Here is a 23,941-nt window from a genome sequence, read left to right on the forward strand (position 1 = left end):
TGCAGATTAGGGAGATGGGCGTCTTCACACTCGGCGGGCTGACCACGGCCCCCGCCTCCACTGCCACGGAACTGCTCGCGCCGACGACCGCGGGGGCGCTGACCGCATCCGGGTGGCTGGACGATGTCGGGGTGGTGGAGATCGACCCCGCCGTCTCGGACACGGCGGCCACGCGCGAGCGGTTCGGCCTGGATGCTGCGACGCTCGCCAACTGCGTGGTGGTCGCCGGCAAGCGCGAGGGCGTCGAGCGGATCGCGGCCTGCGTGGTGCTCGCGACGACGCGCGCCGACGTCAACAACACCGTCAAGCGGCTGCTGGATGTGCGCAAGGCGTCGTTTCTGTCGATGGACCGTGCCGTCGAGCTGACCGGGATGGAGTACGGCGGCATCACCCCGATCGGCCTGCCCGCCGAGTGGCCGGTGTTCGTCGACGCCCGCGTCGCGGAGACCGACGTCGTCATCATCGGCTCCGGCGTCCGCCGGTCGAAGATCCTGCTGCCGGGGCGCCTCCTCGGGGAGCTGCCGAATGCCCGCGTCGTCGACGGTCTCGGCCTGGATGCGCTCGGCGCCGGCGCATGACCGGCATCCTCGAACCCGTCCGCTCGCGCCTCATCGAGACGCTGGCCGGACGCTCCGACGAGGTGCCCCGCTGGGTGCTCGCCCTGGAGGACGGGGAGGACGACGGCTTCTTCGAAGCGGGAAGCGCGCCCTGGGTGGTGCACGGCGGGATGCCGACGCTCGTCGCCGGGGTGCGTGCGCTCCTGCTGCAGGCGCTGCATCCCGGGGCTCTCGCGGGCGTCAGAGACTTCTCGCGGTACCGGGAGGATCCGCTCGGGCGTCTGGCCGGCACGATCCAGTGGATCCACACGGTCACCTTCGGCAGCACAGGCCAGGCCGTCGCGAGCACGCAGATGGTGAAAGCGATGCACAAGAGGGTCACCGGCACGTTCGTCGATGGCCACGGCGTCACGCGGCCGTACTCCGCGAACGATCCGGAGCTGGCGGCCTGGGTGCACATCGCCTTCACCGACGCGTTCCTGACGGCGCACGAGCGCTGGGGGAGTCCCATCCCGGGTGGAGCGGACGGCTACGTGTCGCAGTGGGCGACGGCCGGTGAGCTGATGGGCGTCGCCGAGCCGCCGCGCAGCGCGGCGGAACTGCGTGCGCAGATCGGCGCGTACACCGCCGACGGGGAGCTGCGCGGAGGACCGGAGGTGGAGGAGATCGTGCGGTTCATCCGGCGTCCTCCGCTGCGCAGGATGCTCCGGCCGTCGTACCGCGTGGTCTTCCGGGCGGCCGTCGCGAGCCTCGAACCACGGCACCGCGCCATGCTCGGCCTCCGCACGACGCCGCTCGACCGGGTGTTCCCCGTGGACAGGGCCGCGGCGACCGTGCTCGCGGGAGCCGGGGTGCTGCTCGGCCCGCAGACGCAGGCCGAGCTCTCCGCCCGCCGTCGCCTGGCGCGCCTCGCGGCGGACTGAGGACCTGCTCGGCGTCGTTTGGGGTTAGCCTGTCTCCAGCCGGCCCGCTCAGTGGAGAGCGGACCCGAGTCGGTGGAGGCGCAGAAATGACAGCGACCGTCCCCTCCAAACCGGAGGATGTGGAATCCAAGGGGCTGAAAGGCGGGGCCCTCGGCCTGGTCTCCAGCGTCGTGGTAGGCGTGGCATCGACCGCGCCCGCGTACAGCCTGGCGGCGAGCCTGGGCTTCATCGTCGTCGGCGGCACGGTCGTCGCCGGGGTGAAGGCGCCCGGCATCGTGCTGCTCGCGTTCATCCCGATGTATATGATCGCGGTCGCGTATCAGGAGCTCAACAAGGCCGAGCCGGACTGCGGAACGACGTTCACCTGGGCGACCAGAGCGTTCGGGCCGGTCACCGGGTGGATGGGCGGCTGGGGCATCATCGTCGCCGACGTGATCGTGATGTCCAATCTGGCGCAGATCGCCGGGTCGTACTCGTTCACCTTCGTCGGCAGCTTCGGCCTGCCCGCCGTCGCCGACCTCGCGACCAACACCGTGGCGACGACGATCGCCGGCCTGCTCTGGATCGCGATCATGACCTGGATCTGTTACCGCGGCATCGAGATCTCGGCCAGGCTGCAGTACGTGCTGCTCTCGTTCGAGGTCGTCATCCTGATCTTCTTCGCCGCGTTCGCGCTCGTGAAGGTCTACACCGGCAACGCGGAGCCGTACTCGCTCATCCCGCAGTGGGACTGGTTCAACCCGTTCACCCTCGACTTCAGCAAGACCATCGCACCGGCCATGCTGACCGCGATCTTCATCTACTGGGGCTGGGACACGGCCGTCTCGGTGAACGAGGAGACGAAGGATCCGGGGAAGACCCCCGGCCGCGCAGCCGTGATCAGCACGCTGCTGCTGCTCGCCACGTACGCGGTGGTCACGGTGGCGACGGTCGCGTTCGCGGGCGTGGGGGAGAAGGGGATCGGGCTGGCGAACCCGGCCAACTCGGGCGACGTGTTCTCGGCCATCGGGCCGACGCTGTTCGGTCCTGGCCCGGTCGGCGCGCTCCTGATGGCGCTGCTCGGCTTCTCCATCCTGACCTCGGCGTCCGCCTCCACCCAGACCACGATCCTGCCGACGGCGCGCACCGCCCTGTCGATGGCGGCGTACAAGGCCATCCCCGAGCAGTTCGCGCGCATCCACCCTCGGTTCCTCACGCCGACCTGGGCCACGATCGGGATGGGGCTGGTGTCCGCGGTCTTCTTCCTCATCTTCACCTTCATCAGCCCCGCGCTGCTGCTGGCGCTGATCGGGTCGATCGGCCTGATGATCGCGTTCTACTACGGACTCACCGGGTATGCCTGCGTCTGGTACTACCGCAAGACGCTGTTCCACAGCTTCCGCAGCATCATCCTGCGCGGGCTGTTCCCGCTGGTCGGCGGGCTGATGCTCACCTACGTCTTCATCTACGGCCTGATCAACTTCGCCGCCGTGGACTGGCTGGTGGACGACAACGGGAAGAACGTGACCATCTTCGGCATCGGCGCCGAGGCCGTGGTCGGTGTCGGCGGTCTGCTGATCGGGCTGGTGCTGATGGCGATCTGGTGGTGGCGCAGGCCGGACTACTTCCGCGGCAGGACCCTCCCACGGCGCTCCGACGACCTGGTGCTGTCGCCGGAGGGCGTCGTCCCGGCGTTCGGGCTGCCGGACTCCGGCATCCCGCCCACGATCATCGCGCCGGACTTCTCCAATCTTCCCCCTGGACAGACCCCCATCAATGCCGAGACGCTGGAGCCGGTGAAGGAACCGTCCGAGCTACCGCCGGACGATCCCGCCCTGCCGCGAAAGGACGAGTGAGTGAGCGAACGACAGCGCGTCGTCGAATGGGAGGACCCGGCACCGGGAGTGGCGGTGATGCCCACCATGAGCGGCCTCGACTACCTCCGGTCGATGCTCGACGGGGAGCTTCCGCCCCCGCCGATCACCAACCTGATGAGCATGCGGCTCACCGACGTCGGGCCGGGCACGGCGACGTTCGTCTGCGAACCGGACGAGTCGCACTACAACCCGATCGGCACCGTGCACGGCGGGCTGGTCTGCACGCTGCTCGACTCGGCCCTCGGATGCGCGGTGCAGACGACGCTGCCGCAGGGTCAGGGATACACGTCCATCGAGATCAAGGTGAACTACCTGCGCCCTGTCTACGCGGGCGCCGGTCCGCTGACCTGCGTGGCGCACGTCACGAAGCCGGGCAGCAGGGTCGCGTTCGCTGACGGGGTGGTGACGGACGCCTCCGGCAAGACGGTCGCGACGGCGACGGGCTCGCTGCTCGTGTTCCCGCTCTAGCGGTCCGGGCCGGTCAGTCCTTCGCTGCGAGCAGCTGATCGCGCACCTTGCGCCTGATCACCTTGCCCACGATGGAGCGCGGCAGATCGTCCACCTGGGTGACGTGTCTCGGCACCTTGTACGGGGTCAGCGTGTCCCTCGCGAACGCCCGGATCGCGGCCTCGTCGAACGAGGCGCCCGGCTTCATCACGACGGCGGCGACCACGTCTTCGCCTCCGCGCTCCTGCGGGACGCCGACCACGGCCACGTCCGCGACGCCCTCGAAGTCGCGCAGCGCGTCCTCGACCTCCGTCGGCGAGACGTTGAAGCCGCCGGTGACGATGAGCTCCTTGATGCGGTCGACGATGCGCACGAAGCCGTCCGCATCCATCGTCACGATGTCACCGGTGCGGAACCAGCCGTCGTCGGTGAACACCTTCGCCGTCTCGTCGGCCTTGTGCCAGTATCCGGAGAACACCTGCGGGCCTTTGGCGAGCAGCTCGCCCTCCTCGCCGAACGGGCGGTCCTGCGACGGATCGTCCGGGTCGACGACGCGCAGCCGCGTGCTCGGGAGCGCGAGGCCGACGGTGCCGTCCCTGCGCGTTGTGCCGACCGGGTTGGCCATCAGCACGGGGGAGCACTCGGACAGGCCGTAGCCCTCGACCAGATAGCCGCCGGTCTTGCTCTCCCAGAGCCGCACGATGCTCTCCGGCAGGCTCATCGCCCCGGAGATGGCGATCTCGATGCCGGACAGCGACACCTTCCGCTTCTCCGCGGCCGCGACGAGGCGGTCGTAGATCGGAGGGACCGCCGGCAGGAAGGTCGCCGGGCGCTTCTTGACCACATCCAGCACCAGGTCGGGATCGAACTTCGGGAACAGCACCAGGCGCGACCCCATGCTCATCGCGAAGGTGAGGCAGAGCGTCAGCCCGTACGCGTGGAAGAGGGGGAGCACGGCATACACCACGGAGGTGCCCCGCTCGATGGTGGGCACCCACGCCCGGGCCTGCGCGGCGTTCACCGTGAGGTTCAGGTGGCTGAGCATCACGCCCTTGGGCAGGCCGGTGGTGCCGCTGGTGTACTGGATGAGCGCCAGGTCGTCGCGCTCGGGCCGCGGATACGAGGCCTTCAGCCTGCGGCCGCCGATCAGGGTCTCCCAAGTGACCGTGCCGCTGACCTTCGCGGTGAGCTGCTCCCTGGCCTGACGTGCTGCACGGACCGGCAGCCGCAGGGCGGCGCGCTTGGTCGCCGGCATCGCCCGGGTGATGTCGATCGAGACGACCGTGGTCACTCCGAGGTCGGCCGGGAGCTCCTGGACGGTCTTCGCGACCTTGTCCCAGACGATGGCGACGGTCGCACCGTGGTCCTCGAACTGGTGCCGCAGCTCGCGCGGCGTGTAGAGCGGGTTGTGCTCGATCACCACGGCGCCGAGACGCAGGGCGGCGTAGAACGCGACCACGTGCTGCGGGCAATTGGGCAGCACGAGCGCGACCCTGTCTCCCTTGCGCACGCCGCGCTTGCGCAGGCCCTCCGCTGCACGGGCGATCTGGTCGCCCAGCTCCGCGTACGTGGTGGTCGCCCCGAAGAACTCGAGGGCGACGTTTCGCGGGTAGCGGGCGACGGACTCGTCGATCAGGTGCGCGAGCGAGCCGTCGGGCAGGTCGACGTCGTCCGGCACGTTCGGCGCATAGCTCGCGAGCCACGGCCGCGCGGCGTAGTCGCCGGGAGCGGTGCCTGTGGCGTCGGTGCCTGGAGCGGAGGTGCTGGCGTCGGAGGTGGCTGCGGCGTCTGCGCCGTCCGGTGTCTGGCTCACGCTGGCAAGCCTACGACGAGGCGACCAGCGCGCGCACCGCGTCGTCGATCGGCGTGCTGCCGGAGACGGCCTCCCAGACGTGCCCGATGGTGCCCGGCTCGTCGATGCAGGCGCTGATCAGCCGGGCGACGTCCTCGCGCGGGATGCTGCCTCGCTCGACGCTGTCCCCGATGGTCACGAGCCCCGTGCCCTCCTCGGTGGTGAGGCCGCCCGGGCGCAGGATGGTCCAGTCGAGCCCGGATTCGCGGAGCACGGCGTCCGCATCCCGCTTCGCCTCGACGTATGCGCGCCAGACCGGCTCGGTGTCGTCCGGCAGCGGCGCGTCGACGCCCCAGGCGGAGACCTGCACGAAGCGGCGGATGCCCGCGAGCACGGCGCCCTGCATCGACTTCACGGAGCCTTCGTAGTCGACCGTCCGCTTGCGCTCGATGCCGGAGCCCGCGCCGGCACCGGCGGCGAACACCACGGCGTCCGACCCTGCGAACGCCGTGGAGAGCTGCTCGGGCGTCGCCTTCTCGATGTCGAGCAGCACGCCCTCTCCGCCCAGGCGGTACACGTCGTCCGCGTGCTCCTCATTCCGGACGATGCCGACGAAGTCGTCACCGTTGTCATAGAGCACCCGCATCAACTGCTGGGCGACTTTTCCGTGGGCACCGACGATCACAACACGAGTCATGCTTCCATCATGGACCCCTCGGGGGTGGATGCGCCCACGGCGAACACCTCCAGCGAATCGGCCGTGAATTTGTTAGCGTCATCCCATGCTGACGTTCTTCGAGCTGCTGGGGCGGGTCTTCGCCGCGTCGCTCGACGGCGTGCTCGCCGCATCCACGCCGGCCAGCATCATCGCTCTCGCCGGTATGGCCGGTGCGATCGGACTCGTCGCGGTCGTCGCGGCCGCCGGGCTCACGTCGGTGGCAGCACTGGCGGCGTCGCTGCGCATCCGGGCCCGGCTCGAACGGCCCATCGAACCGGCGGACAAGAGCGCCATGCTCCGCCAGTCCGATCCGGATGCCGACGGCCGCCCGCGCCCGCGAGCGCCCGGTCTCTCCCTGCGGACCGCGTAGCAGGAGCATCTCCCGCCACCCCGATGGGCGGCGCAGCCCTGCCGGCAACATCGGCTGCCGAGCGCGGTCAGACGGAATCCCCCCATCCGTTCGACAGCAGGGACACTTCTCGTGGACATCTTCTCCTTCGGCCCCATCGCGGCCGTCCTCGACGCGACATACGCTCTCGTCACCGGCCTGTCCGGCGCTCTCGCGCCGGTCGCAGGCACTCTCAGCGGCCTGCTGGCCGTCGTCGCCCTCACCGTGATCGTCCGCGCGCTCCTCATCCCGGTCGGGATGAGTCAGGTGCGCGCCGAGTACAACCGCCGCCGTCTGGCGCCGCACATCGCCGAGCTGCAACGCAAACATGGAAAGGACCGCGAGCTGCTCGCCAGGAAGACGATGGAGCTCTACCAGTCGGAGAAGGTCTCTCCGTTCGCGGGGATGCTCCCGCTGCTCGCGCAGCTTCCGGTGATCTCGCTGGTCTACGCGGTGTTCACCCATCCGGCGATCTCCGGTCACGCCAACGAGCTGCTCGGCGAGCACGTCTTCGGCGCGCCGCTCGGCACGAGTTTCGTCGGCCTGACCAGTGCCGGAGCGGAGGTGTGGCCCGCGATGCTGGTCTACCTCGTCGTGCTCGGGCTGATCGCGATCGTCACCACCGTGTCGAGGAGGGTGCTCACGCTCCCGCAGCCGGAGGGCGCCGCCACGCCCGGTTCCGGCGGCCTGCTGCGCGCGCTGTCGTTCCTGCCGTACGTGACCGTGGTGTTCGCGGCGTTCGTGCCGCTCGCCGCCGCTGTCTACATCCTGACCTCGACGGCATGGACCGTCGCGGAGCGGTTCACGTTGCGTCGTCTCCTCGACCCGGAGCGGCACCGTCCGGATGGGCGGATCGAGCCGTCCGCCGCCCGCTGACCGGGCAGCCGGCCCGCCGGGTGGGATGCTTGGAGCATGAAGAACCGCAAGACAGCCGCCTCGACGGCCCCGGCGTTCGGCGTCGGCGTGCAGGTGTACGTGCGCGAGCCGCAGGAGGAGAGCGGTGACGACTGGGTGGGGGAGCCCACCGGGGTCATCATCGCGCCGGGTGCAGCGAGCCTGCGCAGCGTCAACCTGCCCGCCGGAGACGTGACGTCGTGGCTGGTCGCGTTCAGCGAGCCGCAGCGGCGGCGCGACGGCCGCGGCCCGTACGAGCAGGCGACCATCGCACAGGCGCTGCTGGTGGCCGCAGACCCGATCGACGGTTAGCGGCATCCGGATGCACGGGGTCGGGCTGGTCCGCGGGATCAACGTCGGCGCATCCACGCGGGTGGCGAAGGGCGACCTGGCCGCGGCGTTCACGGAGGCCGGGTTCGAGCGCGTCTCGACCTTCCTGCAGTCGGGGAACGTCGTGTTCGACGCCGCAGCCGCCCCGTCGGCCGCACAGGCCGCGGCCGTCGAGAGGGCCATCGAGAAGCGCTCCGGCGTCTCCGCCCGCGTGATCCTGCTGACCGAGAAGGCGTTCCGCACCGTCGCGGCGGCGAACCCGCTGCTCGACGCCGGCGATGATCACTCGAAGCTGATGGTCACCTTTCTCGACCATCCCGTGCCGCCCGCGCTCCGCGTTCCCGACGCGGACAGGATCGCTCCGGAGGTCGTCAGCGTCGGTGAACGCGCCGTGTACCAGTGGTGCCCGCTCGGCGTCTCGAAGTCGAAGCTCACTCACGCGTTCTGGCGCGAGGTCGGACCGGTGGCGACCGGGCGCAACTGGCGCACGGTGCTCCGCCTGATCGAGGAGCTGGATGCGCGAAGCTGAGCGTTCTCCGCGAATAATGCAGAACTGCATTCTTTCAGTTTAGAAAGCTTGCAGCGAGTGCAATAATAGTCAGGTGACATCGGAAACCCTCGGACTGCGCGAGCGCAAACGCCTGGAGACACGGGCGCAGCTCGAACGCGCCACCGTACTGCTGGTGGCAGAGGTCGGACTCGAGAACGCCACGGTCGACGCGATCTGCGCCCGTGTGCCCGTCTCGCCCCGCACCTTCTTCAACTACTTCGACAGCAAAGAGGACGCCATCCTCGGGATGCGCGACCTGCCCATCGACGACGCCTTCCTCGACCAGCACAGGGCGGCCACCGCCGGGCTGCCGGTCGTCGAACAGGTGATCGGCCTGCTGCTGCACGTGATGGGCCCGGCGATCGGAGACACCGAGCTGCACGCGGCCAGGATGGCGATCGTCAAGGAGCATCCGGAACTCCTGCGCCGACAGTTCGCCCAGATGACACGGATGGGGGAGCAGCTCGTCGCGGGCGTCTCCCTCTTCCTCACGAACGATCCTGCGTTCTCCGCCCTCCCGGACGCCGAACGCGACTCGCTCGCCGAGCTGATCCTCCCGCTCTGCGGCGGCGCCATCCGCGCTGCCGTCAAAGAGTGGGTCGCCGACGGCTCCGTGCGCGACACAGCAGAACTTCAGAGGCGGGCCGTCGAGCTCGCCGGAAAGGTGATCACGGCACTCGCATGAGTCAGACAGCACTCCACCAGGAGACCGCGGGCGCGATGCCCGACGGGGCTCCGAAGAAGAAGGCGATCCTCCTCGTCTTCGCCGGCCTCATGGTCACGATGCTCCTCGCATCCCTCGACCAGACGATCTTCTCCACGGCCCTCCCGACGATCGTCGGCGAGCTGAACGGCGTCGAGCACATGCTGTGGGTGACCACGGCATACATCCTGGCGTCCACGATCATGATGCCGGTCTACGGCAAGCTCGGCGACCTGATGGGCCGCAAGGGCCTGTTCATCATCGCCATCGGGCTGTTCATGGCCGGCTCGGTCGTCGGCGGCCTTGCGGGCGACATGGGCTGGCTGATCGTCGGCCGTGCCGTGCAGGGTCTCGGTGGCGGCGGACTGATGATCCTCTCCAACGCGATCATCGCCGACGTCGTCCCCGCCCGCGAGCGCGGCAAGTACATGGGCATCATGGGCGGCGTCTTCGCCCTCTCATCCGTCGCTGGCCCGCTGCTCGGCGGCTGGTTCACCGAGAGCATCGGCTGGCGCTGGGCGTTCTGGATGAACATCCCGCTCGGCATCCTGGCCATCGCGTCCGCCGTCGCCTTCCTCCGCCTGCCGAAGAACACCGCAGGCAAGCCGCGCATCGACGTGGCCGGGATGGGGCTGCTCGCCATCGCATCCACCTGCCTGGTGCTGCTGACCACCTGGGGCGGCACGACGTACGCCTGGGATTCGCCCGTGATCGTCTCGCTGGTCGTGGGAACGGTCGCGGCGGGCATCGCCTTCGTCTTCGTCGAGAAGGCGGCGGCGGAGCCGATCATGCCGCTGGCGCTGTTCAAGGACCGCAACTTCAACCTGACCACGATCGCCGGTCTGATCATCGGCATCGCGATGTTCGGCGCCCTCGCCTACCTGCCCACCTACCTGCAGATGGTCACCGGGGCGAACGCCACCGAGGCCGGCTTCCTGATGATCCCGATGATGGCCGCGCTGCTCATCACCTCGATCGTCTCCGGGCAGCTGGTCAGCAGGACTGGACGGTACAAGTGGCTGCCGATCGCGGGAACGGTGATCGTCGGCGTCGCCCTGGTGCTGCTGTCGACCATGACCCCGACCCTGCCGGTGTGGGTGCTCTGCAGCTACCTGGCCGTCATGGGAATCGGGCTCGGGATGAGCATGCAGATCCTGATCCTCATCGTGCAGAACGCGTTCCCGGTGTCCCAGGTCGGCACGGCGACGGCGGCGAACAACTACTTCCGTCAGATCGGAGCCTCGCTCGGCTCCGCGATCGTCGGCAGCCTGTTCGCGTCGCGCCTCACCGAACTGCTCACCGAGCGGATGCCGGCAGGAGGCCAGGCGGCGGGCGGCGGGACCAACTCGCTCACCCCCGCGATCGTCAAGAGCCTGCCTGCGCCGATCCGCGACGTGATCGTCGGGTCGTACAACGATGCGCTCACCCCGGTGTTCCTCTACATGGTCCCGCTGCTGCTCGTCGCGGTCGTGCTGCTCTGCTTCGTCAAGGAGAAGCCGCTGGCCACCACCATCGAGCGCGATGTGGTCGCGACGACCGCCCAGATCGACGGTTCGACGCATCCGACACTGGATGCGGAAGCGGCCTCCCAGCAGGCGGTTGCGTCCGACACGGCGCAGCCCGCCGAGGACGACGAGCTGGACGGAACGCTCCTCAGGAGCTGACCGGCCTCGTCGTCCGAACGGCCCGTCCTCCCCGGCTTCGGGAGGGCGGGCCGTGCCCTTTACCCGCAATCACTGGCCCCGCGCGGCGGACGCTCCTACAATGACGGCATGTTCGTCGAGGGCACCCTTCGATGGCAGGTCACCGAGGACTGTCCCTGGGACCTGCTGATGGCGCTCGCCCTCCGCGACCTCGGACACCTCGACGGGGTCGGCGACCCCGTGATCCCGCGGCTGACGCCGGCGGTCGCTCCCGTGTTGCATCCGGCGACCGGTGCGCTCCCCGTGCTTCCCGCCCGGCGTCGCCCAGCGCATCCCGGAGCGGAGGGCAGCCCGCTGGCCGAGCAGTGGCTGGCGTGGTTCGAGTTCACCGTCGACAGGGAGCGGAGGGCGGCGGGGTCGCTGCTGCAGCCGCCCCACTTCTCGGCGTTCGACAGGGCGATCGAGCTGCAGGACCTCATCCTGGAGCACTTCGACGAGGCGCTGCTGTGGGCGACGGAGCGGCACGACGAGTACGCCAGGGCGAGCGCGCAGACGCACGCCAGGCGCGCAGCCGACATCGTGGATGTGGTGCGCGACCGCGAGCACGAGCTGCGGAGGCAGGCCGGCTACTTCCGGCTGGATCTCTCCGTGCTCCCGCTCGAGGAGCGCGGAGCCTGGATCGTCGGCCCGCACTCCGTCATCCTCAGCACGACCCTCCGAGACGACTCCGACGCCTTCCGCGCCTGGTTCGCCCCCGTCGTCGCCGCCCTCGTCTAGCTCCTCGCCGATCAGGCGGGGCGCTGAGCGGGGGAGACGGTCTCTGCCGGGTCGGTGACGGCCACGTCGCCGACGGCCTCGTCGATGCGGGCGAGCACGTCGCCGGAGAGGCGGATGCCCGCTGCGGCGGCGTTGGAGGCGACCTGCTCCGGCTTGGATGCTCCGACGATGGCGCCCGCCACGTTCGGGTTCTGCAGCACCCAGGCGACGGCGAGCTGCGCCATCGTGATGCCGAGCTCGTCGGCGATCGGGCGGAGACGCTGCACGGCGGTGAGCACGTCGTCGTTCATGAACGACTTGATCGCGTTCGCGCCGCCCTTGCTGTCCGCGGCGCGGCTGCCCTCCGGCACCTCTCCGCCCGGCTGGTACTTGCCGGTCAGCACGCCCTGCGCCACCGGCGACCAGACGATCTGCGAGATGCCGAGCTCGGCGGAGGCCGGGACGACCTTGCCCTCGATGACCCGCCACAGCATCGAGTACTGCGGCTGGTTGGAGATCAGCTGGAAGTTCAGCTCCTTCGCCAGCGCCGCACCGGCGCGCAGCTGCTCCGCGTTCCATTCGGAGACGCCGATGTAGAGCGCCTTTCCGGCGCGCACGACATCGGCGAACGCCTGCATCGTCTCCTCGAGCGGCGTCTCGTAGTCGTACCGGTGCGCCTGGTAGAGGTCGACGTAGTCGGTGCCGAGACGCTCCAGGGAGCCGTCGATCGACTCGAAGATGTGCTTGCGGGAGAGCCCGACGTCGTTGTGGCCCTTGGGGCCGGTGGGCCAGTAGACCTTCGTGAAGATCTCGAGGGAGGCGCGGCGCTCGGCCTTGAGCGCGTCGCCGAGGACCTTCTCCGCCGCCGTGTTCGCGTACGCATCCGCGGTGTCGAAGGTGGTGATGCCCGCATCCAGTGCTGCACGGACGCTCTGCGTCGCGATGTCGTTCTCCACCTGGGAGCCGTGGGTGAGCCAGTTGCCGTAGATGATCTCGGAGATCTTGAGTCCGCTGTTGCCGAGGTACCTGAATTCCATGATGCTCACGCTACCCGACGACACTGTCGGCGGCACGTGGCAAGCTTGTCTGGTGGGACGAGCGGACGGCAACGACAGGCGGGTGACCACCGAGCCGATCGACGACTCGTCCGCCACCATCCTGCACGTCGACATGGACGCGTTCTTCGCCTCCGTCGAGCTGCTCGACCGACCGGATGCGCGCGGCAAGCCCGCCATCGTCGGTCACCCCGGCCCGCGCTCGGTCGTGACCAGCGCGACGTACGAGGCGCGCAAGTTCGGGGTGCGCTCCGCGATGCCCGTCTCCCAGGCGCTCCGGCTCTGCCCGCAGGCGATCATCCTGCCGCCGCACATGCACAAGTACAAGGAGTATTCGGAGAAGGTCATGGCGATCTTCTCCGAGGTCACCCCGCTGGTGGAGGCGCTGAGCATCGACGAGGCTTTCCTCGACGTCGCGGGCGCCAGGCGGCTGCTCGGGTCGCCGCGCCGCATCGCCGAGCTGATCAGGGCGCGCGTGTACTCGGAGACCGGCCTCACCTGCTCGGTCGGCGCAGCGCCCACCAAGTTCATGGCCAAGCTGGCCTCCGGCCGGGCCAAGCCCGACGGCGTGCTGGTCATCCCGGAGTCCGCGATCATCTCCTACCTGCGCCCGCTGCCGGTCGGGGCGCTCTGGGGCGTCGGCGCCAGCACCCAGCAGGCGCTCGAACGACTCGGGATGCGCACGGTCGCCGACCTGGCCGACGCACCGCTGCACGTGCTGCAGAAGGCGGTGGGCGACGCCTCAGGACGCAAACTGCACGAGCTCGCGAACGGCAGGGATCCCCGCTCGGTGGTCACGGAGACCCGCGAGAAGAGCGTCGGGCACGAGATGACGTTCGAGACCGACGTCTCCGATCAGGATCTGCTGCGCCGCGAACTGCTGCGGCTGTCCAACCAGGTGGGGGAGCGGCTGCGCAAGCACGGGTTCGTCGGGCGCACCGTCGCCCTCAAGCTGCGGTTCTCCGACTTCCGCACGGTGACGCGCTCGCGCACCCTCGGCGAGCCGACCAACGTCGGCAGGCGCATCTTCGAGGAGGCGTGGCAGGTCTACGAAGGGCTCGACCTCGGCCGCACCCCGATCCGTCTCATCGGCGTACGCGCCGAGCAACTGCTCGACGGCGGAGGCGACAGCCTGGCGCTCTGGGATCCGGACGACGAGTGGCGCGAGACCGAGCGAACGCTCGACGCGGTCAGCGCACGGTTCGGGCGCGGGATGATCGGGCCGGCCTCCCTGGTGAAACGCCAGCCGGACGCCGACGCGGCGGCCGACGACGGCCGCAACCCGCGCTGGCTCAGCGACTGAGCGTCAGCGCAGCAGGCTGAGCGCGCGACCGGTCAGCGCAGCCCGACGATGATGCCGCGGTGGTCGCTGCCGTTGTCCGGCAGCACGTCGCTCGACACGTTCGTCATGCCGCGCACCAGCGCGTGATCGAGCCGGGCGACCGGGAACTCGGCCGGCCAGGTGAAGCCGAAGCCGAGCGTGCTGTCCGGCGCCTCGGTAAGCGTGGACAGCAGCGGCTGGAACTTCCTGTCGGTGCTCGCCGTGTTGAAGTCGCCGACCACGATCAGCTTCGCCGCGTCGTCCGCGGCGACCGTCTCCGCCAGCTGCGACAGCATCGTGTCGCGCGACTGGTATGCGCCGGGCCGGACGGACGCGATGTGCACCGCGTAGACGCGCGTCGGCGTTCCCGGCGTCGCCAGGTCGACCCGCACCGCCCTGTCCCAGCCGAGGCCGAGGTCGAGCCGCTGCTCGTCGCTGATCGGGTACTTGCTCCAGACGCCGACCGTGCCGACGACGGCACTGTGCGGGTAGCCGGGGGCGAGGACGCCCGCGACCGTCTCCCGCGAGGTGGCGTCGAGTTCCTGCAGGGCGATCACGTCCGGCGCGCGGTCGGCGAGGTCTTTCGCGATCGCGCCCGCCGCAGTGTTCTGGGCGTGGATGTTCTCGCTCGCGACGGTCAGCGACGGCGCTCCCGCGTGCATCCCGGGCAGGATGGTCGGCAGGAACATGCTGCCCCAGACCGCGGCGGCCGCCGCGACGCAGAGCCCGCCGAACAGGGACAGCCGCAGCAGAGAGGCGATGCCGAGCAGCAGGATGACCCCGCCGAGCCACGGCAGGAAGGTCTCGATCAGCGACGCGGACCCCACGATGTTCGGCAGCAGACCGTGCCAGAGCAGCAGTGCGCCCACCATGAGGGCGAGCAGGCCTGTGACGATGCCGCGCGGGCCACGGCTGGAACGGATCATCGACACTCGCACGATTATTCACGGTGCACCGCTGAGAACCCGCCGCAAACGCTGGACAGAGGCTGAGCACTGCCCTGGTGAGCCTGGGAGCGGGAGGGTACGGTTGCTGCATGACCAACATCTCCCTGAAGCTCGCGGAAACGATCAGCTCAAACGGCATCAAGTCGGTCTACGGCGAGCCCGTGGAGATCGACGGGACCACCATCGTCCCTGTCGCGGCCGTGCAGTACGGCTTCGGCGCAGGCTCGGCCGGGGAGGGCGAGGACGCCGACGCCCCCGGTGGAGCGGGCGGTGGAGGCGTGAGCATCCCGTTCGGTGCGTACATCAACGACGAGACCGGTGTGCACTTCCGTCCGAACATCATCACGCTGCTCGCCGTCGCCATCCCGTTCGTCTGGGTGGCCGGCCACGCCTGGGCACGCATCATCCGGGCGTTGAAGAAGTAGACTGAACGCGAACACGGGAGTCCGGTGAGCCGGGCTGAGAGGAAACTTCTCAAGTTTCGACCGTTGAACCTGATCTGGATCATGCCAGCGCAGGGAGACATTCTCGAATCCCGTGCCCTCTTTCCACGAACGAAAGGGCACGAACAGTGCACGCAACACTCTCTCCGAGCACCACAGCCGATCGCAGCACGCGCGTCCTGAAATGGCGGGTCGTCGACATCGTCGTCGCCAGCGTGGTCGCCGTCGCCTCCGGCGTCGTCTTCTGGGTCTGGGGACAGCTCGACAACCCCATCTCCGGACCGGTGAGCGCCGTGCTCCCGGGCTTCCAGGGCATCCTGAACGGGCCGTGGCTGTTCGCGGGCGTGCTCGGTGCGCTGATCATCCGCAAGCCGGGTGCTGCGATCTACACCGAGCTGGTCGCCGCGACCGTCTCGGCGCTGATCGGCACGCAGTGGGGCTTCGCGACGCTCATCTCCGGGCTGGTGCAGGGCCTCGGTGTCGAGATCGTCTTCGCCCTGTTTCTCTACGCAAACTGGCGGCTGCCTGTCGCGCTGCTCGCGGGGGCCGGAGCGGGCATCGCGGAGTCGATCCTCGACCTCCTCTACTGGTACCCGGGCTCCAAGCTCGGCTTCGTCGTGACGTACACGATCACCACGACCATCTCCGGCATCGTCGTGGCCGGGCTGCTCTCCTGGCTGCTCGTGCGCGCGCTGGCGAAGACCGGCGCGCTCAGCAGGTTCGCATCCGGTCGCGAGGCGACAGGCAGGGTCTGATCATCGCAGGCAGTGCGGATGGTCTGCGCGGACCGTCAGCCCCGGTCGCCGTTCGGGTCGACGACTGGGGCTGGCGCTATGCCGGGCGCAACGCGTGGGCGGTCAGCGGACTGAGCCTGAGCATCCAGCCGGGGGAGCGGGTGCTGCTGCTCGGCGCATCCGGAGCGGGCAAGTCGACCGTGCTCGCAGGCCTCGCCGGGGTGCTCGGCGGGGACGACGACGGGGAGACCGTCGGGTCCGTCATCGTCGGGGGACGGCGCCCGGCCGATGCGCGTGGGGCGAGCGGGCTGCTGCTGCAGGACCCGGACTCGCAGGTCATCCTCGCGCGCGTCGGAGATGACGTGGCCTTCGCCTGCGAGAACCTCGGCGTGCCGCGCGAGCAGATCTGGCCGAGGGTGCGGGATGCGCTCGACGCGGTGCGGCTCCGGGTGCCGCTCGACCACCCCACCGCGGAGCTCTCCGGCGGTCAGAAGCAGCGGCTCGCCCTCGCCGGGCTGCTGGCGATGCGGCCGGGACTGCTGCTGCTCGACGAGCCGACGGCGAACCTCGACCCGGACGGCGTGATCGAGGTGCGTGAGGCTGTCGAGTCCGTGCTCGCGGCCACCGGGGCGACGCTGATCGTGGTCGAGCACCGCGTGGCCGTCTGGCGCGGCATCGTGGACAGGGTGATCGTGCTCGCCTCCGACGGCGGTGTGCTCGCCGACGGACATCCGGATGCCGTGCTCGCCGACACCTCGAACGAGCTGAGGACGGCAGGCGTCTGGCTGCCCGACGAACCGGTGCCCGTCGCCAGGGAGGTCGTCACCGGCGCACCGCTGCTGACCGCCGACGCGTTGGCGTTCGGCCGCGGTCCTGCCGTCGCCCGTCGCGCCCGGCGGGGGAGGCGCGGCCACGCGGACAGGACGGCCGAGCTCGCTGCCGCAGCACTGCCCGACCGGGTGGATGCGCGCATCGCCCAGGGCTCGGCGCTCGCCCTCGTCGGCAGGAACGGCGCGGGCAAGTCGACCCTGGCGCTCACCCTCGGCGGCCTGCTCCCTCCGCTCGGCGGGGTGCTGCGCGCAGAGGGGGCCCTCGCCGGTCAGGCCGGGCAGGAGCCCTCCGCGTGGCGCTCGCGCGACCTGCTCACCCGCATCGGCAGCGTGTTCCAGAATCCGGAGCACCAGTTCGTCGCCTCCACGGTCCGGGACGAGCTCGCCATCGGGCCGCGCGTCCTGCGCGAACCGGAGAGCGCGGTGACCGCGCGGGTCGACGAGCTGCTCGACCGGCTCTCGCTCGCACCGCTCGCCGACGCGAACCCGTTCACCCTCTCCGGCGGCCAGAAGCGCCGCCTCTCGGTGGCGACGGCGCTCGCCACCCGGCCCACCGTTCTCGTGCTCGACGAGCCGACGTTCGGCCAGGACGCCAACACCTGGGCCGGTCTGGTCGCGATGATCGCCGAGCTGCGCGCCGAGGGGCACGCCATCGTCGCCGCGACCCACGACGACGAGTTCGTGACCGCCATCGGCGCGACCAGGCTCGCGCTCGGCGCCGGAACGGAGGTGCGCGCGTGAGCATCATCGCCCCGGTGCGCCAGGGACCGCTCGGCGCCGTCAACCCGGTCGCCAAGCTGGGCGCAGCCCTCATCGTCACGGTGGTGCTGCTGCTGTCCATCGACATCGTCTCCGCCGCGGTCGCGCTCGGCCTCGAGCTGGTGCTGCTGTGCTTCTCGCGCATCCCGTTCCGGGTGCTCGCGCTGCGCACGGCTCCCGTCTGGATCGCCGCGCCGCTCGCCGGGATCACCACGCTGCTCTACGGCCGTACCAGCGGCGTCGTCTACGTGCAGTGGATGTTCGTGGAGATCAGCGACGGCTCCATCCAGCTGGCGGTTGCGACCACGCTGCGCATCCTCGCGATCGGCCTCCCCGCCGTGCTGCTGTTCATCACCATCGACCCGACCGACCTGGCCGACGGCCTCGCGCAGGTGCTTCACCTTCCTGCGCGGTTCGTGCTCGGCGGCCTGGCCGGGCTGCGGCTGGTCGGGTTGTTCGTCGACGACTGGCGCGCGCTCAGCCTCGCCAGGCGCGCCCGCGGCATCTCCGAGTCCGGAGCGCTCCGCCGGATGCTCGGCCAGGCGTTCGCCCTGTTCGTGCTGTCGATCCGCCGGGGCACCAAGCTCGCGACGGCGATGGAGGCGCGCGGCTTCGGGGCGTCGACCGTGCGCACCTGGGCACGGCAGAGCGTGTTCCGCGGGCGGGACTGGGTGGCGCTCTCCCTCGCCGCAGCCGTCGCGATCACCGCGGCAGGCGCCGCCATCGCAGCGGGGACGTGGCATGTCTTCGGCGCGTGACGCCGAGCTGCGGCTGCGGGATGCGCTGCAGCGAGCGATCCGGGATGCGACTGCACGCCGGGCGGCGCCGGTGGTGCTCATCGACGGGCCGAGCGGGGCGGGGAAGAGCTCCCTCGCCGACCTGCTGCTGGCGGACTGGCCGGGCGACGTCGCCCCACGGCTGGTGCGGATGGACGACCTGTACCCGGGCTGGGGCGGGCTGGATGCGGCGAGCGAGGCGGTCGGGACGGACCTGCTCGCGCCGCTCCGCGCATCCGGGGCAGGACGGTGGCGACGCTGGGACTGGGCGGCCGACGCCCCCGCCGAGTGGCACACCGTCGACGGCGACGCGCCCCTGATCGTCGAGGGATGCGGGACGCTCGCTCGTGCGAACGCGCGGCTCGCCGACCTCGCGCTCTGGCTCGACGCGGACGACGCCCTGCGAAAAGAGCGCGCGCTCGCCCGCGACGGACTCTCCTTCGCCACCCACTGGGACCAGTGGCAGCACGACTTCGAGCGCTACCTCGCGCGCGAACGCCCGAGGGAGAACGCCTCGCTCGTGCTCGACGTGACCGACTGGCCGCTGGCCGCAGCCCGGCAGGCAGCGCAGAGGACTAACGTTGAGGCATGACCGCAGCAGAACAGACTGAGACCGAGTACATCGTCGAATACGTCGACGGCCCCCTGGCCGGAACGACCGAGCGACGCCTCCTGATCGACGGCAAAGTCGACGAGCGCATCGGCGCCGTGGCGGCCATCGAGGGTCTCGAGTCGCTGTTCTGGTACGTGGCGGGCGCCGAGCGCACCGTCAACGGCGAGAAGTACGTGTCGTACTCGTTCGACGCCCCGGACAGCGACCCCGTCGAGACCGAGAAAGAGGAAGAGTCCCTCTAGGCGGGCAGCTGGCGGGCCGGGCCGGCCGCGCCGGTCAGGCCCAGCCGAGCTCGTGCAGGCGGGCGTCGTCGATGCCGTAGAAGTGCGCGATCTCGTGCACCAGCGTGACGTGGATCTCCTCACGGAGCTGGTCGATGTCGTCGCAGATCGACAGCAGCGGCTCCTGGTACAGGATGATCCGGTCCGGCATCTCGCCGAAGCCGTAACTGTCGCGCTCGGTGAGGGCGACCCCGTCGTACAACCCGAGCAGATCGAGTGAGCCGTCCTCCGGACGGTCCTCGACCACGAACACGACGTTGTCGAGCCCGTCGACCATCTCGTCCGGCAGCTCGTCGAGCTCGTCGGTGACCAGGCGCTCGAAGGCGTCGGCGTCCAGCTGGATCGGCACGGTCACCACGCCTGGGCGGTGGCGGCGTGCAGGTCGAGCAGTTCCACCGTGCGCTCGCTCGGACCGCGGCCGAACCCGCACTCCGTCGCGACGCCGAACCTCGGCTGAACGGCCGCCGCCGCCGCGATCCTGCGCTCGGCGCCGTCGACGCCGTCCTCGTGGTGCAGCAGCCCGAGGTACAGCTCGGTGTGCTGCGGGACGGTCACAGCAGCGAGCGGTGCGAAGAACTCCGCGTCGTCGCGTTCGATCGGCACGGGCAGGTGGAACCAGGTGATCGGGCGCGTCGCAGCGCCGAGCACGCCGCCGAGCACGTCGGCCAGGTGACCGGCGTCCGTCGGCTGCACGAAGTGCGCCTCCTCGACGTCGCCGTAACAGAGGTGGTATCCGACCTCCACGTCGGCCGGGACGGCCGCTGCCTGTCGGACGGCGCGTTCGACGACGCCGCCGAGAACGTCGTCGAACCACGGCACGATGGCGTGGTGCGACCGGATGTTCGCCGACTCGAGCAGCGCGAACTCGACGGCCGTGTCCCACTGGATCGCGAGGCTGTCGTGCGGGATGCCGTCGACGATGCGCTGGAGCTCGGCGAACAGGGCCCGCTCGTATGCCGGCTCGAACGCCGCGCGGTGCTCGGCGACCACGAACGCCCCGGTGATCGCCGCAGGGGTGGGTAGCGACACCTGGAACCGGGTGCCCTCTGCGATCTCGCCGGCCGCGCGCATCCTGTCGAAGGTCGCGAACGACTCCAGGGCCGCGTCGGCGTAACCGAGGGTCGGGAACACGAGGTCGTCGGCGGACATCCCGTCGTCGATCACGAAGGGGCGCCCGTCGAAGACACCGCGGATGTAGAACGGCTCGACCGGGATGCGGGACAGCCCGCTCATCGTGTCGAAGCGCTTGGTCTGGAACTGGATCCAGTAGAACCGCTCACCGACCTCGCCATCCGGGATGCGGTGCATCCGGTCGCCGAGGTGGGTGCTGACGGTGCGGAAGACGGTCTCCGCGTCTGGCAGGTTGACGCTGCCGACGAGGTGGGCTCCCTGGACGGTGGGGGTGTTCACCCGCGCGAGTCTACCGGGAGCCCGTGCCGTGGATCAGTACCAGTTGACCGACTGCGAGTGCGACCAGGCGCTGCAGGGGGTGCCGTACGAGCGGGAGATGTAGTCGAGGCCCCACTTGATCTGGGTGCCGGCGTTGGTCTGCCAGTCGCTGCCCATCGTGGCCATCTTGCTTCCGGGGAGGGCCTGCGGGATGCCGGTGGCTCCGCTGCCCGCGTTGTACGCCTGGTAGTTCCAGCCGGACTCCTTCTGCCACAGGTTACTGAGGCAGGAGAACTGGTCGTCGCCCCAGCCGTGCGCGGCGAGGAGCGAGCGGGCGACCGACTTGGCGCCGTCCGGGGTGTTGGCGTTGGCCAGTGCGGCCGCTGCGGCTTCCGCCGCCTTGCGGTCTGCCTCCGCCGCCGCTGCCGCGAGGGCGTCCGACGCGGCCTTCGCGCTGTCGATGGTGGTGCGGAGCGTCGAGTCGTCGAGCTTGTGATAGCTGTCGAGACCCGCGATGGCGGTCTTGGCCGCCGTCGGGTCTGCCTTCGCCGCATATGCGTCGACGGTGCGGGTGGCGCCGACGATGGTGGTCTTCGCCTCGGATTCGAGGCGGTGGCGCACGATGCTCTCGTACACGCCCAGCTGTTCGTGGTGCATCCCGGTGGACTCGGAGAGTTCGCGGGTCTGCTTCTCGCTCTGCTGCTGGGCGACAGCGGGAGCGAAGAGCGATGCCGTCATCAGGGCGGCGGTGACGCCGGCGACGATGTGGCGGAAGGGGATGGTGGTGTTCTTGAAAGTGAGGGGCATGTGGTTCCTGGTTACGGGCTTCCCCGCCTGCCGTTCTTCGCACTCGGGCGCAGGGGAGGCACGGCTCTGCAGCGGTGAGGCTGCGACCCGGCGGGCTGACACCGCGCAGGCACAGGCGTGATCCACCGGCGACCTGGTGGTCCGATGGCGTGCTGTGCGCAACGCGGGTGTGCCGCGCGAAACGTTCGGCGGGCATCCGGGGGTTGGGGGGTGGATGCGCGGCAGGTGCACGGCACGACGGCGTACAGTGCCGTCGACCCGACAATGTTAGACGGCCAGTCTGGACGCGAGAGGCACGGAGCCTGGCAAAGTCGTGTGTGCGTTGCTGCTGATCAGCGGCCGTTTTCCTCGGCGGGGGACGGCCCGCTGGTGGCGGAGGTGGCTGTGGCGGTCGCGGCGGCGTGCTCGCGTTCCGCGGCCTCGTCTGCCGCATCCATGCGCGTGTCGGTGACCCAGAACATCCCGAGCAGCAGGCAGACCACCACGACGCCCATGCTGAGGAAGACCGCAGGCAGGCCGAAGAATTCGGCGATCACACCGCCGAGAGCCGCGCCGAGGGGCATGGTGCCCCACGCGACCAGCCGGTACGCGCTGTTGACCCTGCCGAGCAGGCGGGGCGGTGCGATGCGCTGGCGGAGCGAGACCGTGATGACGTTCCAGATCGACACGGTGATACCGCCGAGGAAGAACGCGGCGCCGATAACCCACGCGTCGGTCGTGAACGCGGGCGTCGCGACCGTGAGCACGCTGCCCAGGATGGTGAGGGCGAGCGCCCTGGCACGGCCGAGCCTCCGCTCCGCCCACTCCGCGGCGAAGGAGCCGAGCACGCTGCCGAGTGCGGACGCGGTGAGCAATAGGCCGTAGCCGGGGTCGGTCAGCTTCATGGCCGAGTTCGGGCCGACCGCGTAGAGCACGAGCACGGTGAAGGTGGCGCTCGACGCCAGGTTGAAGACGCCGACCATGATCGCGAGGACGCGCAGGATGGTGTTGTGCCAGAGGAAGCGGAGCCCCTCGGCGATGTCGGTGCGGATGGTGGTGGTGCCGGGGTGGTCGGTGCTGAAGCGCCCGTGGACGAGCAGCAGCATCCCGATCGCCAGCACCCAGAGCAGGACGGGCGCCCCGAAGGCGACAGCGATCCCGGATGCGACGAGGAAGCCGCCGAGCGGAGGCCCGACGAACTGGTTGGTGGTGAGCTCTGCGGCGTAAAGACGGCCGTTGGCGCGGGAGAGCGCGTCCCTGCTCACGAGTTGCGGGAGGATCGACTGGGCGGAGGTGTCGTAGACCGTCTCCGCCGTGCCGACGAACAGGGCGACGGCGTAGAGCATCCAGATGGATCCTCCGCCGAGCAGGGCGATGACGACGAGCGCGGCCAGCAGCGTGGCGCGGGCCGTGTTGCCGATGAGCATCAGGCGCCGGCGGTCGAAGCGGTCGGCGAGGGCGCCGGCAGTGAGGGCGAACAGCAGCCAGGGCAGGGTGAACGCGAAGCCGAGTCCCGCGATCAGCGCCGGTGACTCGGTGTAGCGGATGGCCACGAGCGGGAGCGCGACCTTCATCACGCCGTCGGCCAGGTTGGAGAGCGCGGACGAGGTCCACAGCTTCCAGTACGGCGCTCCGAGGGACGAGGTCATGGAAGAACGATGACACAGTGATTGAGAAAACTCAATCGATGGGAGAAAGACGGATCGAAGCGTAGAGTCTGCGTATGAGCGAGAGCGACAGCGCCCCCATCCATCCGGTCGACGCCAAGCGGCGCCCGGCGACGGTGAAGGAGACGAAAGCACTCGCGCATCCACTGCGGGTGCGCATGGTGCGCCTGTGCGGACAGTACGAGCTGACCAACAAGCAGCTGGCCGACCGCCTCGGCGTCGATCCCGGCACGGCGCACTATCACGTGCGCCAGCTGGTGGATGCGGGCTTCCTGGAACCCGCGCCGGTGCGCACGGGGGAGAGCGGCGCGCTGGAGAAGCCGTACCGCTCGACGGGGCGCAGCTGGTGGCTGTCGGATGCGCTGGCCGGGTCGGACCCGAGCGAGGGGTTCGCGCCGGTGGAGGCGTTCCAGCAGGAGCTGGCGGAGGCGGGGCCGTCCTCCATCGCCACGTACGCGCGATTCTCCCTGCATCTGTCGCCGGAGGACATCGAGGAACTGGACCGCAGGATCGTCGCGGTGATCGACGAGTATGTGGAGACGGACGATTCGCGACGGGACCTCCCGGTGCATGGCGGGATGTTCCTGCTGCATCGCTCGGCGGACAGAGAGCCCGGCCCAACGACGAAGCCCCCGGCATTCGCGCGGGGGCTTCATTCAACTGGGGTGAGTAACGGGGCTTGAACCCGCGACCTCCTGGACCACAACCAGGCGCTCTACCAACTGAGCTATACCCACCATGTCTTCGTCCGGAACGCGGTCCCGAACAAAGCAACTCGACGAT

At 69.9% G+C, this 23,941-nt stretch carries 27 protein-coding genes, 1 tRNA gene and 1 riboswitch; of the genes, 19 read left to right on the forward strand and 9 right to left on the reverse strand.

The genetic code is table 11. The annotated features are described in order from the left end of the window. Positions 1-14 precede the first annotated feature (14 nt). From HF024_RS08710 to HF024_RS08725, 4 genes are all read left to right on the forward strand, one after another. Positions 15-578: a YbaK/EbsC family protein gene (locus tag HF024_RS08710; RefSeq protein ID WP_168689295.1), complete on the forward strand. Its 564-nt coding sequence runs from the start codon at positions 15-17 to the stop codon at positions 576-578. Continuing rightward, the gene (locus tag HF024_RS08715; protein ID WP_168689296.1) at positions 575-1,480 is read left to right on the forward strand and encodes an oxygenase MpaB family protein; all 906 of its coding nucleotides are present in this window, start codon (positions 575-577) and stop codon (positions 1,478-1,480) included. The genes HF024_RS08710 and HF024_RS08715 overlap by 4 nt, the downstream gene beginning before the upstream one ends. Positions 1,481-1,566: 86 nt before the next feature. Beyond that, a complete protein-coding gene (locus HF024_RS08720) occupies positions 1,567-3,315 on the forward strand; it encodes an APC family permease (RefSeq protein ID WP_168689297.1) in 1,749 nt (582 codons plus the stop codon). Continuing rightward, entirely contained in the window at positions 3,316-3,804 is a 489-nt protein-coding gene (locus tag HF024_RS08725) for a PaaI family thioesterase (RefSeq protein ID WP_348770482.1), read from the forward strand. Between the two features lie 13 nt (positions 3,805-3,817). Here the strand turns inward: HF024_RS08725 and HF024_RS08730 are convergent, their stop codons facing one another. Both HF024_RS08730 and HF024_RS08735 read right to left on the reverse strand, forming a co-directional pair. Further along, positions 3,818-5,596 carry a long-chain-fatty-acid--CoA ligase gene (locus HF024_RS08730; RefSeq protein ID WP_168689298.1) on the reverse strand — a complete coding sequence of 593 codons (1,779 nt, stop codon included), beginning with the start codon at positions 5,594-5,596 and terminating at the stop codon, positions 3,818-3,820. A 10-nt stretch (positions 5,597-5,606) separates the two neighbouring features. Then, the gene (locus HF024_RS08735; protein ID WP_168689299.1) at positions 5,607-6,272 is read right to left on the reverse strand and encodes an SDR family oxidoreductase; all 666 of its coding nucleotides are present in this window, start codon (positions 6,270-6,272) and stop codon (positions 5,607-5,609) included. 85 nt (positions 6,273-6,357) lie between these two features. On the opposite strand from HF024_RS08735, the gene HF024_RS08740 reads away from it, so the two are divergent. From HF024_RS08740 to HF024_RS08770, 7 genes are all read left to right on the forward strand, one after another. Next, positions 6,358-6,663 carry a DUF6412 domain-containing protein gene (locus HF024_RS08740; RefSeq protein ID WP_168689300.1) on the forward strand — a complete coding sequence of 102 codons (306 nt, stop codon included), beginning with the start codon at positions 6,358-6,360 and terminating at the stop codon, positions 6,661-6,663. A gap of 111 nt (positions 6,664-6,774) precedes the next feature. Continuing rightward, positions 6,775-7,557 (forward strand): YidC/Oxa1 family membrane protein insertase, encoded by a 783-nt coding sequence (locus HF024_RS08745; RefSeq protein ID WP_168689301.1) that lies wholly within the window; start codon positions 6,775-6,777, stop codon positions 7,555-7,557. A gap of 36 nt (positions 7,558-7,593) precedes the next feature. Beyond that, positions 7,594-7,887 (forward strand): hypothetical protein, encoded by a 294-nt coding sequence (locus tag HF024_RS08750; RefSeq protein ID WP_247597377.1) that lies wholly within the window; start codon positions 7,594-7,596, stop codon positions 7,885-7,887. A gap of 10 nt (positions 7,888-7,897) precedes the next feature. Then, a complete protein-coding gene (locus tag HF024_RS08755) occupies positions 7,898-8,434 on the forward strand; it encodes a DUF1697 domain-containing protein (RefSeq protein ID WP_168689302.1) in 537 nt (178 codons plus the stop codon). A 73-nt stretch (positions 8,435-8,507) separates the two neighbouring features. Beyond that, complete coding sequence (locus HF024_RS08760) at positions 8,508-9,140, forward strand: TetR/AcrR family transcriptional regulator (RefSeq protein ID WP_168689303.1); 633 nt, start codon at positions 8,508-8,510, stop codon at positions 9,138-9,140. Further along, on the forward strand, positions 9,137-10,822 hold the full coding sequence (locus HF024_RS08765) for an MDR family MFS transporter (protein WP_168689304.1): 1,686 nt from the start codon (positions 9,137-9,139) through the stop codon (positions 10,820-10,822). Before HF024_RS08760 ends, HF024_RS08765 begins: the two co-directional genes overlap by 4 nt. A gap of 108 nt (positions 10,823-10,930) precedes the next feature. Beyond that, the gene (locus HF024_RS08770) at positions 10,931-11,578 is read left to right on the forward strand and encodes a hypothetical protein (protein WP_168689305.1); all 648 of its coding nucleotides are present in this window, start codon (positions 10,931-10,933) and stop codon (positions 11,576-11,578) included. Between the two features lie 11 nt (positions 11,579-11,589). Here the strand turns inward: HF024_RS08770 and HF024_RS08775 are convergent, their stop codons facing one another. Continuing rightward, the gene (locus tag HF024_RS08775; protein ID WP_168689306.1) at positions 11,590-12,594 is read right to left on the reverse strand and encodes an aldo/keto reductase family protein; all 1,005 of its coding nucleotides are present in this window, start codon (positions 12,592-12,594) and stop codon (positions 11,590-11,592) included. Positions 12,595-12,646: 52 nt separating this feature from the next. Between HF024_RS08775 and dinB the strand changes: the two genes are divergently transcribed. Beyond that, positions 12,647-13,915, forward strand: coding sequence for a DNA polymerase IV (dinB, locus tag HF024_RS08780; protein ID WP_168689307.1), 1,269 nt, complete (start codon positions 12,647-12,649; stop codon positions 13,913-13,915). 32 nt (positions 13,916-13,947) lie between these two features. Here the strand turns inward: dinB and HF024_RS08785 are convergent, their stop codons facing one another. After that, entirely contained in the window at positions 13,948-14,859 is a 912-nt protein-coding gene (locus tag HF024_RS08785) for an endonuclease/exonuclease/phosphatase family protein (RefSeq protein WP_168689308.1), read from the reverse strand. A gap of 110 nt (positions 14,860-14,969) precedes the next feature. Between HF024_RS08785 and HF024_RS08790 the strand changes: the two genes are divergently transcribed. From HF024_RS08790 to HF024_RS08815, 6 genes are all read left to right on the forward strand, one after another. After that, positions 14,970-15,305, forward strand: coding sequence for a spore germination protein GerW family protein (locus HF024_RS08790; protein WP_085368522.1), 336 nt, complete (start codon positions 14,970-14,972; stop codon positions 15,303-15,305). Between the two features lie 12 nt (positions 15,306-15,317). Beyond that, a riboswitch (TPP riboswitch) is annotated at positions 15,318-15,418 on the forward strand. A gap of 33 nt (positions 15,419-15,451) precedes the next feature. Next, positions 15,452-16,078 carry an ECF transporter S component gene (locus HF024_RS19795; RefSeq protein WP_085368521.1) on the forward strand — a complete coding sequence of 209 codons (627 nt, stop codon included), beginning with the start codon at positions 15,452-15,454 and terminating at the stop codon, positions 16,076-16,078. Positions 16,079-16,101: 23 nt separating this feature from the next. Next, entirely contained in the window at positions 16,102-17,628 is a 1,527-nt protein-coding gene (locus tag HF024_RS08800) for an ABC transporter ATP-binding protein (protein WP_281727836.1), read from the forward strand. Next, complete coding sequence (locus tag HF024_RS08805; protein WP_168689309.1) at positions 17,625-18,404, forward strand: energy-coupling factor transporter transmembrane component T; 780 nt, start codon at positions 17,625-17,627, stop codon at positions 18,402-18,404. Before HF024_RS08800 ends, HF024_RS08805 begins: the two co-directional genes overlap by 4 nt. Beyond that, positions 18,388-19,014 (forward strand): ATP-binding protein, encoded by a 627-nt coding sequence (locus tag HF024_RS08810; protein ID WP_168689310.1) that lies wholly within the window; start codon positions 18,388-18,390, stop codon positions 19,012-19,014. The genes HF024_RS08805 and HF024_RS08810 overlap by 17 nt, the downstream gene beginning before the upstream one ends. Further along, a complete protein-coding gene (locus tag HF024_RS08815) occupies positions 19,011-19,277 on the forward strand; it encodes a hypothetical protein (protein WP_085368518.1) in 267 nt (88 codons plus the stop codon). The genes HF024_RS08810 and HF024_RS08815 overlap by 4 nt, the downstream gene beginning before the upstream one ends. Before the next feature lie 34 nt (positions 19,278-19,311). Here the strand turns inward: HF024_RS08815 and HF024_RS08820 are convergent, their stop codons facing one another. From HF024_RS08820 to HF024_RS08835, 4 genes are all read right to left on the reverse strand, one after another. Continuing rightward, complete coding sequence (locus HF024_RS08820; protein ID WP_210724083.1) at positions 19,312-19,593, reverse strand: metallopeptidase family protein; 282 nt, start codon at positions 19,591-19,593, stop codon at positions 19,312-19,314. 74 nt (positions 19,594-19,667) lie between these two features. Then, the gene (locus HF024_RS08825; protein WP_168689311.1) at positions 19,668-20,726 is read right to left on the reverse strand and encodes a hypothetical protein; all 1,059 of its coding nucleotides are present in this window, start codon (positions 20,724-20,726) and stop codon (positions 19,668-19,670) included. Positions 20,727-20,759: 33 nt separating this feature from the next. Beyond that, positions 20,760-21,512, reverse strand: coding sequence for a hypothetical protein (locus tag HF024_RS08830; protein ID WP_085368516.1), 753 nt, complete (start codon positions 21,510-21,512; stop codon positions 20,760-20,762). Between the two features lie 332 nt (positions 21,513-21,844). Then, positions 21,845-23,140 (reverse strand): MFS transporter, encoded by a 1,296-nt coding sequence (locus HF024_RS08835; RefSeq protein WP_168689312.1) that lies wholly within the window; start codon positions 23,138-23,140, stop codon positions 21,845-21,847. A gap of 74 nt (positions 23,141-23,214) precedes the next feature. Between HF024_RS08835 and HF024_RS08840 the strand changes: the two genes are divergently transcribed. Continuing rightward, on the forward strand, positions 23,215-23,841 hold the full coding sequence (locus tag HF024_RS08840; protein ID WP_168689313.1) for a winged helix-turn-helix domain-containing protein: 627 nt from the start codon (positions 23,215-23,217) through the stop codon (positions 23,839-23,841). Here the strand turns inward: HF024_RS08840 and HF024_RS08845 are convergent. Further along, positions 23,820-23,895 (reverse strand) — tRNA-His (locus HF024_RS08845). The genes HF024_RS08840 and HF024_RS08845 overlap by 22 nt on opposite strands. Between the last annotated feature and the right edge of the window lie 46 nt (positions 23,896-23,941).

Source organism: Leifsonia sp. PS1209 (assembly GCF_012317045.1).
Taxonomy (GTDB): Bacteria; Actinomycetota; Actinomycetes; order Actinomycetales; family Microbacteriaceae; genus Leifsonia.